We start from the raw sequence: 12,651 nt of genomic DNA on the forward strand, positions 1-12,651 counted from the left end.
TATCCGGTGCCGACCGAGCGCAAGGACGAGCTGGTCCACCGGATCGTCGCGTCGGCGGCCAGGGCCGGCTGAGGCAAGGGACATTGCCTCCCGGGCCGCTGCCATATCCAGCCCGCGCGGCGCTCCGGAGGTGCCCCCTGCCGCCGGCCGAAGACCGGCGCCGACGGCATGAGGCTGGCGCGCGGCCTCAGCGGCAGGCGGTCGATCCGGGACACAAAAAAAGGGCGGCACCGCCAGCGGTTCCGCCCTCGTTTCTACAGCACGGCCTGCAGCGTCGTTCAGCAGCCGGTGGCCGAGAGCATCGCCTTGCTGCCGTCGGTGCCGTCGACCGTGACCGAGCAGCCGTCGCCGAGATCGACCGACTGGCCGCTCGCCACTTCCTTGCGGCCGGCGCCGACGATGTAGAGCGTCGCGCCCCTGTCGGAGACCGCGGAGAGGAAGACCTTGTGGTCGCCGAAGGTCCGGGTCTGGCCGGTGCTGATGCCCTCGTCGGAAGCGGGAGCCGCGGCTCCGCCGGCCACCACGCCGGGGATCTGCGCCGCCGCCTGATCGTTCGCCGGAGCGGCAGCCTGTGCTGCGGGAGCTTCACCGGCCGCGGGGGCCGGCTCTTGCGCCGCTGCCGCCGGCTGCGCGTCACTGCCGGACGCTGCCTGGTCCTGAGCCTCGCCGTTCCCGGCTCCCTGGCCGGCCGCGGCGGCATTGCCGTCGCAGCCCTCGGCCGAAAGCCGGGCGCGGCCGTTCTCGACGCCGTCCAGCGTCACGCTGCAGCCATTGCCGACGTCGACGCTCTGGCCGACCTCGACCCGCTGCCGCCCGGCACCGCCGACGGCAAACAGCGTGGCGCCGTTTTCCTCGACGCCCGAGACGAAGATGCGGTTCTCACCGTACACCGCCGTCTGGCCGGCCGAGAACGCATCGCCGGAGGTCGACTGGTCCGCCGGGGCGGCCGCCTTTTGGCCGGCGTCGGAGGCCTGCCCGCCGGTCGAGCCGGCAGCCGGCGCTGCGGCCGCCTGCTCGCCGCCTTGCTGGGCCGGCTGCGCCTCCTCGGCGGGCTGGGCCTCGCCGGACTGCTGGGCCTCGCCCGAACCGCCGCCTTCGCAGCCGCTCGCCGACAGGGTGGCGGCATTGTCCGCGACGCTGTCGAGGGTGATGCTGCAGCCGTTGCCGGCGTCGAGGCTCGAACCGGTCGCCACCTGCTGGCGCTTGCCGCCGACCACCATCAGCATGGCGCCATTCTCGTTGACGCCCGAAACGAAGACCCTGGTCGTGCCGAAGGTCGCGGCGCCGCCGACCGGGGTCGGAGTGCCGCCGCCGGTGCTACCGGAAGCCGCGGCCTGCTGCGAGCCCTCATCCTGCTGTGCCGCCTGACCCTCGTCCGAGGCCTGTCCACTGGCCTCGCCGATGGCCGCCGCCGCCGCCGCGCCCTGGCCGGCGTTCTGTCCTGTGGCAGCCGCCTGCTGGCCGCCGGAAGCCGCGGCCTGGCCGGAGCCGCCTTCGCAGCCCTCAGAGGTGAGGAACGCCGCGCCGGAAGCAACGCCGGACAGCGTCACGAAGCAGCCGTTTCCAACGTCGAGCGAGGCGCCCGACTGGACCTCCTGGGCCTCGCCGTCGCCGGCAGCGATCATCGCGGAGCCGTCGGAAACCTCGGAGACCGCGATCCGGCCGGAGCCGAAGATCGCCGACTGGCCGGCGACGAGGATCGCCCCCGTCGGCCCGACCGACTGGACCAGCGACGCCATGTCGCCGCCCGAGGATCCACCCTGGCCGCCGCCGGCGGACAGCCCGGAGACGCTTTCCTGCAGCTTGGCGATCTCGGTCTTGAGGTCGGCGATGCCCTGGCTGGTCGCGTCGGCGCTCGGGTCGGGCTGGGGCGCCACGGCCTCGGCGATCTGGCTGGTCCGGGTCTCGACCGTCTGGCCGAGCTGGTCCAGCTGCGTCTTCATTTCGGCGAGGGCGCCGGTGACGGTCTGGTTGGTCTCGTCGACCTTGGTCGAGACGGCCTGGACGTCGGTCCGCGTCGCCTCGAGCGGTTCCCTCAACGACGCGATGTCTTCGTTGACGTTCTCGCTGACGTCGTCGACGTCCGGTCCGAGCAGCCAGCCGATGAACAGGCCGACCACCAGTGCCACGACGATCGGAATGAATTTCGAGCCGCCCATGCAATCTTCCTCCCGGGGAATTTCGTGCAGGCCCAGAGAGGAAGGGGGGCGGCGGCGGAAGTCAACCGCGCGAGGCGTCAAAGCAAGTTTTTTTGCGAGCACCCTTGCCGTCCGGCGGGCGGGCAAAATTTCTGCCCGATTAGGCTCGTGAAATGGCCTCTGCACCGCGTCCAGGCGCACCGCACCATCACCGGGCAGGCCTGAAGCATCCTCGCCCTTGCGTCGCCGTTGCAAAGGCGTGATGTAGCCGGGCAGACGAATGCCGCCTGGCGGCGGGAGAGGATACGAGACGATGTCGGTCGAACTGTCGGTCAATCTCAACGCCGTCGCGATGCTGCGCAATCGCCGCGATCTGCCGTGGCCGTCGGTCACCGGCCTCGGCCGCATCGCCCTTCAGGCCGGCGCCCACGGGCTGACGGTGCATCCGCGGCCGGACGAGCGGCACATCCGCTTTTCCGACCTGCCGGCGATCCGCGCCCTCATCGACGAGGAATTTCCCGAGGCCGAGTTCAACATCGAGGGCTATCCCTCCATCGAGTTTCTCGCCCTCGTCTCGGCGGCAAGGCCGGAACAGGTGACGCTCGTTCCGGACGATCCCGCGCAGCCGACCTCCGACCATGGCTGGGATTTCGAGCACCAGAGCGGCTTCCTGCGGCCGATCGTCGAGCGGCTGCGGGGCGAGGGGGCGCGGGTCTCGCTGTTCGCCGATCCCGATGCGGCCCAGATGCCGGCCGCCTCGGCCACCGGCTGCGACCGGGTCGAGTTCTACACCGGCCCCTATGGCGCCACCCATTCCGACCCCGCGGCGGCAAAGGCCGAGATCGACAGGCTCGGGGCGGCGGCCGACGCGGCGCTCGACCTCGGCCTCGGCATCAATGCCGGCCACGACCTCACCGTCGCCAACCTGCCGGCGCTGGTCGCCCGCATCCCGGCCCTCGCCGAGGTGTCGATCGGCCACGGGCTGACGGCGGACGCGCTGGAATACGGCATGGCCGAGACCGTCCGGCGCTTCCGCCGGGCCTGCGGCCAGTTGGTGTGAGCCGGGCCGGGCGGAGGCCCCGTCAGCCTCCGCCACGGCCTCCGGTCACGCCTCCCCGGCGATCTTCACCACCAGCTTGCCGAAGTTCTTGCCCTCCAGCAGTCCGATGAAGGCTTCGGGGGCGTTCTCCAGCCCGTCCACCATGTCTTCCTTGACGGTCACCTTGCCGTCCCGGACCCAGCCCGTCATGTCGCGCTGGAAGTCGGTGAATTCGTCGCCATAGTGGTCGGCGATGATGAAGCCCTGCATGCGGATGCGCTGGCGCAGCAGCATGCCGGCGAGAAGCGGCAGCCGGTCCGGCCCGTCCGGCAGCGCGGTGGCGTTGTAGCTGGCGATCAGGCCGCAGACGGGCACCCGGGCATGGACGTTGAGGAGCGGCAGGACCGCGTCGAACACGGCGCCGCCGACATTCTCGAAATAGACGTCGATGCCGTCCGGGACGGCCTCCTTCAGCTTGGCGGCGAAATCCGGGTCCTTGCGGTCGAGACAGGCGTCGAAGCCGAAGTCCTCGACCACGGTGCGGCATTTCTCCTCGCCGCCGGCGATGCCGATGACGCGCGCGCCCTTCAGCTTCGCGATCTGGCCGACGATCGAGCCGACCGGCCCGCTCGCGGCCGCGACCACGACCGTCTCGCCCGCCTTCGGCTCGCCGATCTTCAACAGCCCGTGCCAGGCGGTGAAGCCCGGCATGCCGAGGATGGAGAGGGCGTAGGAGGGTCGGTCGAGATCGGCCGGCAGCCGGGCGAGATCCGAGCCGTCGGACAGGGCGTAGTCCTGCCAGCCGCCCTGCGCGAGGACCCGGTCGCCCTCTTTGAAGTCGGGATGGTTCGAGGCCTCGATCCGCCCGACGGTGCCGGCCCCCATCACGGCGTCGATCTCGACCGGCTTGGCGTAGGATTTCGCGTCGCTCATCCGGCCCCGCATATAGGGATCGAGCGACAGGAACTGGTTGCGGATCAGGACCTGGCCTTCGCCGGGAACGGGCTTGTCGGCCTCCTCGAGGCGGAAATTCTCCGGCGTCGGCGCGCCCTTGGGACGCGAGGCGAGGACGAAGCGGCGATTGCTGTTGGATGACATGGTGGCCCCTCATGGTTGGCGTTTCCGGTCGCGGCCGGATCGTCCCCGCGCAATTAGGCGCAAGGGAGCGGCATGGAAATGCCGCTCCCCGATTGAACGCCGCGATCTGGCTGTGCCGGTTCTCGGCGATGGCAGCGCCACCGCGGCAGAGCCGGTTCGATTATTGCGCCGGCTGGGCGGGTGCCGTTTCCGGCACCGGAGTCTCCTCGGGAGCCGGGGCCGCCTGCGGGGCGGGCGACTCGCTCGGCGCCGGAACGCCCGACGAGGGCGCCGCCTCGCGGTCGTAGGAGATCCGGTACATCCGCCCGTTGACGTCGTCGGAGAGGTAGAGCGCGCCGTCCGGTCCGGTCGCCAGGCCCGCGAGCCGGCCCATCTGCTCCCACTTCTCGTCGCGCTCGATCAGGAAGCCCGAGACGAAGGGTTCGATGCCGGCCGGCTTGCCGTCCTCGAAGCGGACGCGCACGACCTCGTAGCCCGACGGCGGCTTGCGATTCCAGGAGCCGCGCATGGCGGCGAAGGCATCGCCCTCGTACGCCTCCGGAAACACGTTGCCCTGGTAGAAGGTCATCTGCATCGGCGCTGCGTGGGGCGTGTACATCAGCACCGGCTCGGTGCTCTTCTCCGCCCATTCCGCGTTGGTGCCCTTGCCCTCCGGCGGTTCGTCCTGGGGGTTCAGCTTGGAGTCGGCATAGACATAGGGCCAGCCATACTGCTTGCCCTCCTGGATGCGGTTGAACTCCTCCGGCTGCTCGTCGTCGCCCAGCCAGTCGATGCCGTGGTCGAAGCCGTAAAGCTCTTCGGTCCCGGGCTTGAAGCCGAAGCCGATGGTGTTGCGCAGACCGGAGGCGAAGATCTCGCGCTGCGACCCGTCCTTCGCCATCCGCACCATCGTGGCGTTCTCGTCGTTGGTCTCGCCGCAGGCGTTGCAGGTCGAGCCGACGGAGATATAGAGCATGCCGTCGGGACCGACGGTCAGCGTCCGGTTCGGGTGCTGGCCGCCCTCGGGAAAGTCCGTCGCGATGCGGGTGAGTTCGCCCAGCGTTCCATCCTCGGCGACGGGGGCGCTGAAGACGTCGGTGACCGTCATCAGGAAGGCGGTGTCGCCGTCGAAGGCGATGCCGTGCATCTGGTCTTCCTGCGCGACGACGGACCGGCTGTCGGCGCGCCCGTCGTCATCCTCGTCCTTCAGCAACGTTACGGTGCCGGCCTGACGGTCGGTGACGTAGAGATGGCCGGCCTCCGAGACGGCGATCATGCGGGGATGGCCGAGATCCTCCGCGAAGACGTCGATCGCAAAGCCGTCCGGCAGCGTCATCGCCTGCAGCCGCTCGGGCGTCGGCTCGACGGCGGCCGGCTCCAGCACATGGCCGGTGATGGCGACGTCGGCGGCCTTCGGATCCTTGAGGTTTTCCGGCACGTTCGAGGGTTCGGCGCCTTCGAGATTCGGGATCGTCGCGCGCATGTCGTCCGACGACTGAGCGGCCGCCGGCAGAAGCGCGGTTCCGGTGAGGAGGAGGGCGAGGCAGGGAGCGCGAAGCAAGGGGCATCTCCTTGAGGATGGGGTCTTGCCGTAAGTCCCCCTGGAGCGAGGAGTTCCCTCACATCGGCGGTGAACGGCGACGCGATGTTTGGCCGTCCATCAAGGCTGGGAGGCCGGCGAGGCGCGGCTGCGGCAGGCTTCGCCGCGTCCGCGCGGCGGCGGTGTCCCGCGATCGGGCAGCCCGGCCAGACCGTCCGCTGCCGAAAACCGGCCGGCGAAGAGGGCGCAGGCGCGTCCTGGCCGCCTGTGCGACGTGTGGCGGCCGGCCAGCGGCCGACCGCCTGTCTGTAAAGGCGGCCTCAGCCGCCCTTCTTGGCCTCGTCCCGGCCGGCTTCCTCGGCGGCCCGGCCGACGGCGGCGACGCGCTCGGCCAAGGGCTTGGCCTCGTCGCCCGACTTCGGCTTGAGGCCCTGGCGATCAGCCTCCTCAGAGGCCGCATCGAAGCTCCTGCGGGCGACGTCCTCGGCCTTGTGGAAGGCCTCGCGGCCCTCGCTCTTCGCCCGCTCGCGCATCTCGTCGCTGGCGTCGCCGAAGAGGTCGTCCTCCTGCCGGGTGCGCGGGAAGACCGAGGCGATCGCGAGGCCGACGCCCAGCGCCAAGGCGCCGGCGACGAAGGGCTGTTCGCTGAGGAAGTCCGCCGCCCGCTGGCCGCCATGGGCGATGCCCTGGCCGGAGCTGCGGGCGCCGCGATAGGCCGAGCGTGCGCCGCTGCCGGCCGCATCCCGGGCATCGTGAAGCCCGCGGCGGACGGAATCGGCCGACGCGTGTCCGGCGTTCGACGCCGACGAGCCGGCCCGGCCGGCCGCGCTGCCCGCGCTGCTTCCCATGGAGGAGGCGGCGCCCGTCACGGAATGGGCGGCATTGCTCAGCCTTTCGCCAAGGCCGGGTCCATGCTCGTCCTCCTCGCCGGGAAACGCTTCGTCGAAGCGGTCGTAGCGGCGATCCTCGCGCCAGCGCTCGTAGCGCTGGACCGTTTCCGAGCCGTGCGCCCGCGCGCCGTTGCCGAGCAGCAGCCAGGCAAATCCCGCCCCGACCATGCCGAGCGCCAGGGGATTGTCCCTGACCTGGCGGCCGAGATTGCGAGCGGTTTCCGCGCCCTGGCCCTGCTTGAAGTGCTGGCTGACTTCGTCGACGATCTGGCCGAGCGACAGCTTGCCCTTGATGGCGTCGAGGGTGGCGTCGAGGTCGGAGCGATGGGCTTCGGCCTCCTTTTCCAGACGATCTGTTTCAGCGCTCATCGGGCCTGCTCCTTCGCGAGTTCGGTGTCCTTGCCGAACTGCCGGGTCGTGCGGCTCGGCGTCAGGCTGCTGGGTTCGAGGTTCTTCTTGCCCTTCAGGAGGAGGGCAACGCCGATGGCGGCGATGACGACGCCGACGAGCAGCGCCGCCCAGCTGTCGCCCATCACGTCGCCCAGTGCCACGATCAGCGCCTGGGCCAGCACGAAGAGGGCGACGAGAAGGCAGATCGCGCCGGCCGCCAGCGATCCCGCACCGGCTTCCACCTGCGAGACCTTGTCCGCCATTTCGGTGCGGACCATGCGCAGTTCGGTCTGGACGAGCTCGCTGGTCTCACGCAGGGCGTGGACGACGAGCTCCGGCAGGGATCGTCCCTGGTTCTGGGCATCGCTCATGTCAGTCTCCAGTCTTCAGGTCACTTGGGCGAGGGCGGGCAGGGGTCTCGGGAGACGCCAGCGTCGAGCGCGACGCGCTGTCGGATGTCGGCGTGTAGCCGGTGGGCGCGGAGGCCCGGCCGGGCGTTACCGTCGCGGCGGCAACCGGGCCCGGCGTCGTGCGTGCCGGCATCGGCTCGCCGGCCCACCCGTCCCCGCGGGCCGAGCCGGCGAAGCGGTCGTCCTGCCGGTGGCTGCGCCCGGACCCTGCGTGATGGTCGCCCGACGCCTGCACGAAGCGGCCGAGGGCAAGTCCCGCGAGCGCCATGCCGGCCATGAACATGCCGGGCCGCTCCCTGGCGAAGGCCGCCACGGAATGGGTCAGCTCGCCGACGTCGCGTCCGCCGATGCTGCGGGAGGCCTGCTCCAGACCACCGGCGACTTCGCGCACGAGCTGCGAGGCCATCGACTGGTCGCGCTCGCCGAGTTCGTCGGACGCCTTGCGGATGGCGGCGGCGAAGTCGTCGAGATTGGAGGAAACCGCTTCCTTCGCCTGGTCGGCGCCCTCATAGGCGCGCTCCCTGGCATGGTCGGTGAAGGCCTTCGCATCCGCCTTGACGTGCTCGCGCGCGTGCTCGCCTTCGGCACGGGCGGCGTTGCTCTCGGTTTCGAGCCGGCTCCTCGCCCGCCCGCCTTCGCTGTCGATCCCGGAAAAGCCGGGGGTCTTGGGTGTGTCAGACATGATGTGTCTCCTTATGCCAGTCCAACGAGCGACAAGATCGCAAGCACGACGACGATCAGACCGATGAGATAGATGATGCTGTTCATCACGATGCTCCTGTTACTGGGGTCGAGCCCGGGGGACCCGGTTGTTGCTCCATCCGTCCGATGCGGAGGATGGGGGTGAGGGGGAACGGCGCGGCACGCCGCCGGCCACGTGATCGGCCATGTTGCCGCCGCGCGCGCCGAGCGGCCTGGCCGGCGCCGTCGTGGTGTCGGCCGCCGTCTGATGTTCCATTTCGGCGTTGATCTCGGCCCCGACGATCAGGATCATGACGCAGATCCACATCCAGGTGAGAAAGCCGATGAGCGCGCCGAGCGAACCGTAGGTCTCGTTGTACGAGCCGAAATTCGCGACGTACCAGGTGAAGAGGACCGACACGGCCGCGACGACGACGACCGCCAGCAGCATGCCGGGCGTGATCCATTTCCACTGCGCGTTCGCGCGAGACGGCCCCCAGCGATAGAGCGCCGCCGCAGCGATCGAGGCGAGGACGAGGACGCCCAGGTAGGAAAGTCCCCGGATCAGCCATTCGACGCTCTGGCCGAGGCCGACGCTCTGCAGCACCGCCGGCATGACGACCGTCACGCCGAGAAGGAGCGCGACGCCGACGAGCGCTGAGAGGGTGAAGCCCAGCGTCGTCAGGGTGAGGCGAACGAAGCCGCGCTCTTCCGTCTCGTCGTAGGCGATGTTCATCGCCTCGAACAACGCCTTCATCCCTGCATTCGCGCTCCACAGAGCGACGAGGAGGGAAGCCGCGAAGGCGAGCCCGAGCGTTGCCTGCCCCTGGCCGGCGATACGGGTGATCTGCTCGCGCAGGATATCCAGCGCGCCGCTCGGCACGATGTTCTCGAGCGCCGTGAGGCGGTTTTCGAGGGTCGCTGGATCGGCGAACAGACCGATGACGGACACCAGGGCCGTCAATCCGGGGACGAAGGCAAGAAGCAGATAGAAGGTGACGCCGGCAGCCGTCAGCAGAACCCGGTCGTTACCGATTTCCGCAAAGACCCGTCCCGAGATATCCTTCCAACCCGGCATGGGGATCTGTGAAGGTTTCTTGGCCTGCCGGCCCCGCTCGCTCATCTTCCGCTGTACCGCCTTGATCTGACCTCAGTCGAGCAAGGGGAACAGCGCCGCAATTCCTTCGTTCCGGACGAATTCGAGACCCGGCAAACGACTTGTCGCGCGCTCGTCGGCAGGCACAAGATCCTGACGGCGCACGCCTTCCAGTCGGTGGCCCGGCCTGCCTTCCAGCTGCGGGTGTTGCGCGACTTCGCAAAGCTGCGGGACGTGACGATCGTCATCCTGTCGCAGGTCGACCGGTCGTTCGACGGGCTGGGCCGCCCGATGCCGCCTCTGCGACATCCGTCTGCCCAACCCGGTGGACCTCGGGCTGTTCACCCGGGCCTGCTTTCTCCATGACGGAACGCTGCAGCGCCAGGCGCTCGGCGGCACGCGGCCTTCCTGATCCGGCGCGCGGGGCCTGATCGTCGCGGGCGGGGCCTTGCAATCGCGCCGGCGACCCGCTACACGCCATCACCGTAACGTACGGTACGGTACTGATGGATCCGGTGACCACGATCAGGGATGGCGAGAGCGGAGCGCAGGGCGTCGGCGACGATCCGACGCCGCGCCAGAAGGCGGTGCTCGAGGCCGCGTTGTCGCTGATCGTCGATCCGAAGGCGTCGCTGACCATGTCGAGTCTCGCCCGTGCCGCCTCCTGCTCGAAGGAATCGCTCTACAAGTGGTTCGGCGACCGGGACGGGCTGTTGACCGCGACGGTCCGCTGGCAGGCCTCGAAGGTGCGCGGCGTGCCGCTGCGCCGTGGCGGCCTCGACCGCGACCGGCTGCGGGAAAGCCTCGAGCAGTTCGCCGCCGACTGGCTGACCGTCCTGTCCGGCGAGACCTCCGTCGCCCTCAACCGTCTCGCCATCGGGGAAGCCGCGGGCGGGGGCGGGCGCAGCCTCGGGCGGATCGTCGCCCTCAACGGCCCGGTCGCCATGGGGCGGCGGCTCGTGCCGGTGCTGGAACTCGGGCGCGAGGCCGGCCTCGTCGCCTTCGACGACGCCGGCGAGGCGTTCCGCGACTTCTTCGGCCTCGTCGTGCGGGACGTCCAGATCCGGCTTCTCCTCGGCGACAGGCTCGACCTGTCGCCCGAAGGCATCCGTGCCGACGCATCCCGCGCGGCGCGGCATTTCCTGGCCCTCTACGGGGCCGAACAACGGCCAGACCGGCCTCCATCCGAAAACACAGGGAAGGAATGACCATGCGCGTCTATTACGATCGCGATGCGGACCTCAATCTCATCAAGGGCAAGAAGGTCGCCGTCATCGGCTACGGTTCGCAGGGGCGCGCCCATGCGCTGAACCTCAAGGATTCCGGCGTGCCGGACATCGCCGTGGCGCTGCGCGCCGGCTCGGCGACCGCCAAGAAGGCCGAGGCCGACGGCTTCAAGGTCATGTCGGTGGCCGAAGCCGCCGGCTGGGCCGACCTGATGATGATGGCCACCCCGGACGAGCTCCAGGCCGGCATCTATTCCAACGAGATCGCGCCTCACATCAGGGACGGCGCGGCCATCGCCTTCGCCCACGGCCTCAACGTCCATTTCGGCCTGATCGAGCCGAAGAAGACCGTCGACGTGCTCATGGTCGCGCCGAAGGGCCCCGGCCACACGGTGCGCTCGGAGTACCAGCGCGGCGGCGGCGTGCCCTGCCTCGTCGCCGTCCATCAGGACGCCTCCGGCAACGCCCTCGACCTCGGCCTCTCCTATGCGTCCGGCGTCGGCGGCGGTCGCTCGGGCATCATCGAGACGACCTTCCAGGAAGAGTGCGAGACCGATCTCTTCGGCGAGCAGGTGGTTCTGTGCGGCGGCCTGGTCGAGCTCATCCGCGCCGGCTTCGAGACGCTGGTCGAAGGCGGCTACGCGCCGGAGATGGCCTATTTCGAGTGCCTCCACGAGGTCAAGCTGATCGTCGACCTCATCTATGAGGGCGGCATCGCCAACATGAACTACTCGATCTCCAACACCGCCGAATGGGGCGAGTACGTCTCCGGCCCGCGCATCATCACCGCCGAGACCAAGGCCGAGATGAAGCGGGTGCTGGCCGACATCCAGTCCGGCCGCTTCACCTCCGAATGGATGCAGGAGTGGCACTCGGGCGCCGCCCGCTTCAAGGCCACCCGCCGCCAGAACGACCGTCACCAGATCGAGGAAGTCGGCGAGAAGCTCCGCGCCATGATGCCGTGGATCAAGTCCAACGCCCTGGTCGACAAGGACCGCAACTGAGCTTTGAAGGGCCGCGGTCTCCATCGATCCACGGCCTCCTTGCCTTCGCCCGTCCTCGCGGCTCCGCCGCTGCGGGCGGGCGGGGGATCAAGTCCAACGCCCTGGTCGACAAGGACCGCAACTGAGCTCGAAGGGCCGCGGTCTCCATCGATCCACGGCCTCCTTGCCTTCGCCCGTCCTCGCGGCTCCGCCGCTGCGGGCGGGCGGGGGCAGGGCACTGAAACGCTTCAGCGGCGCCGGGCGAAGGTCCGGCGCCGCTTGTCGTCGCGCTCGCGGACATGCGTCGGATTTTCTCCTCCGGCTTCACCGGATGGAAACCCTGACTGTGCGACAAGGAGACGCGCGTGAGGGTTCTGGAGGCACGAAATGACTGCGACAGTACCGGAGTCCGGTGAGGCCGAGCGCCGCAGCGCTCCGCGCATGCGCGTTCTCAAGCGCGCGAAGATCGTCTTCAACAACGGCTTCTCGACCTTCGACTGCATCGTGCGCAACATCTCGGCGACCGGCGCGCTGCTGACCATCGACGACAGCGTCCACCTGCCGAAGGAGTTCCGCATCCGCATCGGCGAGGAGCAGGCCGTTCGGCCGGCCGAGTTGATCTATCGCCGCTCGATGTTCGCCGGCATCCGCTTTCTCGACGTCGAGCTGCGCGAGCCGATCGCCCCCGCCGCCGACGCGTCGACACCGCCCGACGCCGCCGCCCGGGATCAGCGCGGCGGCATCCGCCGGATCATGCCCGAAATCCTCCCCGAAGCCGTCACCGCCCGATTCGCCTGGCGTCGGCCCGGCTGACGCCGTTCCTTACGGACCGGCTCCGAACGCCCGCATCCCCGAGGCCCCGCGGCAGAGACCGGACCGACCCGCCGGCCATCGCACGCGCCCGCCTCCGGAGGCGGTTCGCCAGCCGTCCCCGTGAGGCCTTTGCCGTTGCAGGATCCTGCCGGCCACCCGGCAGGCCTTCTCCCCGGCCGTGTCTCATCGACTCCGGCAGGCTCCCTGAAGGTTTTTCCACAAAGCCCAATTCGAGGGTGGACAGCCGCGGAATCGCTCTTTATACACCCGCCATCCGCCAAGGCGGCCGGCGGGTGATTAGCTCAGTTGGTAGAGCAGCTGACTCTTAATCAGCGGGTCGTAGGTTCGATCCCTACATCACCCACCAT

General features: G+C 69.7%; 11 protein-coding genes and 1 tRNA gene. 5 read left to right on the forward strand and 7 right to left on the reverse strand.

Annotation, left to right across the window (positions count from 1 at the left end; translation table 11 throughout):
* Positions 1–278: 278 nt before the first annotated feature.
* On the reverse strand, positions 279–2,159 hold the full coding sequence (locus ATO4_RS26190) for a hypothetical protein (RefSeq protein ID WP_083595037.1): 1,881 nt from the start codon (positions 2,157–2,159) through the stop codon (positions 279–281).
* Positions 2,160–2,451: 292 nt separating this feature from the next.
* Between ATO4_RS26190 and ATO4_RS26195 the strand changes: the two genes are divergently transcribed.
* On the forward strand, positions 2,452–3,198 hold the full coding sequence (locus ATO4_RS26195; RefSeq protein WP_083595038.1) for a pyridoxine 5'-phosphate synthase: 747 nt from the start codon (positions 2,452–2,454) through the stop codon (positions 3,196–3,198).
* A 45-nt stretch (positions 3,199–3,243) separates the two neighbouring features.
* On the opposite strand, the gene ATO4_RS26200 is transcribed toward ATO4_RS26195, so the two are convergent.
* The 6 genes from ATO4_RS26200 to ATO4_RS26225 form a co-directional block, all read right to left on the reverse strand.
* Positions 3,244–4,275, reverse strand: a complete 1,032-nt coding sequence (locus ATO4_RS26200; RefSeq protein ID WP_083595039.1) for an NADP-dependent oxidoreductase — start codon at positions 4,273–4,275, stop codon at positions 3,244–3,246.
* 160 nt (positions 4,276–4,435) lie between these two features.
* Positions 4,436–5,815, reverse strand: a complete 1,380-nt coding sequence (locus ATO4_RS26205; protein WP_083595040.1) for a PQQ-dependent sugar dehydrogenase — start codon at positions 5,813–5,815, stop codon at positions 4,436–4,438.
* A gap of 299 nt (positions 5,816–6,114) precedes the next feature.
* A complete protein-coding gene (locus ATO4_RS26210) occupies positions 6,115–7,053 on the reverse strand; it encodes a DUF3618 domain-containing protein (protein ID WP_083595041.1) in 939 nt (312 codons plus the stop codon).
* Positions 7,050–7,445, reverse strand: coding sequence for a phage holin family protein (locus ATO4_RS26215; RefSeq protein ID WP_083595042.1), 396 nt, complete (start codon positions 7,443–7,445; stop codon positions 7,050–7,052). Before ATO4_RS26215 ends, ATO4_RS26210 begins: the two co-directional genes overlap by 4 nt.
* 1 nt (position 7,446) lies before the next feature.
* Complete coding sequence (locus tag ATO4_RS26220; protein WP_083595043.1) at positions 7,447–8,166, reverse strand: hypothetical protein; 720 nt, start codon at positions 8,164–8,166, stop codon at positions 7,447–7,449.
* 99 nt (positions 8,167–8,265) lie between these two features.
* Entirely contained in the window at positions 8,266–9,288 is a 1,023-nt protein-coding gene (locus tag ATO4_RS26225) for a YihY/virulence factor BrkB family protein (RefSeq protein ID WP_083595044.1), read from the reverse strand.
* Between the two features lie 497 nt (positions 9,289–9,785).
* Here ATO4_RS26225 and ATO4_RS26230 point away from each other — a divergent pair, with 497 nt between their 5' ends.
* The 4 genes from ATO4_RS26230 (at position 9,786) to ATO4_RS26245 (ending at position 12,650) form a co-directional block, all read left to right on the forward strand.
* A complete protein-coding gene (locus ATO4_RS26230; protein ID WP_083595047.1) occupies positions 9,786–10,469 on the forward strand; it encodes a TetR/AcrR family transcriptional regulator in 684 nt (227 codons plus the stop codon).
* Between the two features lie 2 nt (positions 10,470–10,471).
* Entirely contained in the window at positions 10,472–11,491 is a 1,020-nt protein-coding gene (ilvC, locus tag ATO4_RS26235) for a ketol-acid reductoisomerase (protein WP_083595045.1), read from the forward strand.
* A 366-nt stretch (positions 11,492–11,857) separates the two neighbouring features.
* Positions 11,858–12,283 (forward strand): PilZ domain-containing protein, encoded by a 426-nt coding sequence (locus ATO4_RS26240; protein ID WP_083595046.1) that lies wholly within the window; start codon positions 11,858–11,860, stop codon positions 12,281–12,283.
* A 291-nt stretch (positions 12,284–12,574) separates the two neighbouring features.
* Positions 12,575–12,650: transfer RNA gene (locus ATO4_RS26245), tRNA-Lys, on the forward strand.
* Position 12,651 lies beyond the last annotated feature (1 nt).

It is taken from the genome of Aurantimonas sp. 22II-16-19i (assembly GCF_002088275.1).
GTDB lineage: Bacteria > Pseudomonadota > Alphaproteobacteria > Rhizobiales > Rhizobiaceae > Jiella.

Bases quoted from the DNA above. Each gene is read 5' to 3' on its own strand.
- ATO4_RS26190 (WP_083595037.1), bottom strand. From the start codon at position 2,159: ATGGGCGGCTCGAAATTCATTCCGATCGTCGTGGCACTGGTGGTCGGC.
- ATO4_RS26195 (WP_083595038.1), top strand. From the start codon at position 2,452: ATGTCGGTCGAACTGTCGGTCAATCTCAACGCCGTCGCGATGCTGCGC.
- ATO4_RS26200 (WP_083595039.1), bottom strand. From the start codon at position 4,275: ATGTCATCCAACAGCAATCGCCGCTTCGTCCTCGCCTCGCGTCCCAAG.
- ATO4_RS26210 (WP_083595041.1), bottom strand. From the start codon at position 7,053: ATGAGCGCTGAAACAGATCGTCTGGAAAAGGAGGCCGAAGCCCATCGC.
- ATO4_RS26215 (WP_083595042.1), bottom strand. From the start codon at position 7,445: ATGAGCGATGCCCAGAACCAGGGACGATCCCTGCCGGAGCTCGTCGTC.
- ATO4_RS26220 (WP_083595043.1), bottom strand. From the start codon at position 8,166: ATGTCTGACACACCCAAGACCCCCGGCTTTTCCGGGATCGACAGCGAA.
- ATO4_RS26225 (WP_083595044.1), bottom strand. From the start codon at position 9,288: ATGAGCGAGCGGGGCCGGCAGGCCAAGAAACCTTCACAGATCCCCATG.
- ilvC (WP_083595045.1), top strand. From the start codon at position 10,472: ATGCGCGTCTATTACGATCGCGATGCGGACCTCAATCTCATCAAGGGC.
- ATO4_RS26240 (WP_083595046.1), top strand. From the start codon at position 11,858: ATGACTGCGACAGTACCGGAGTCCGGTGAGGCCGAGCGCCGCAGCGCT.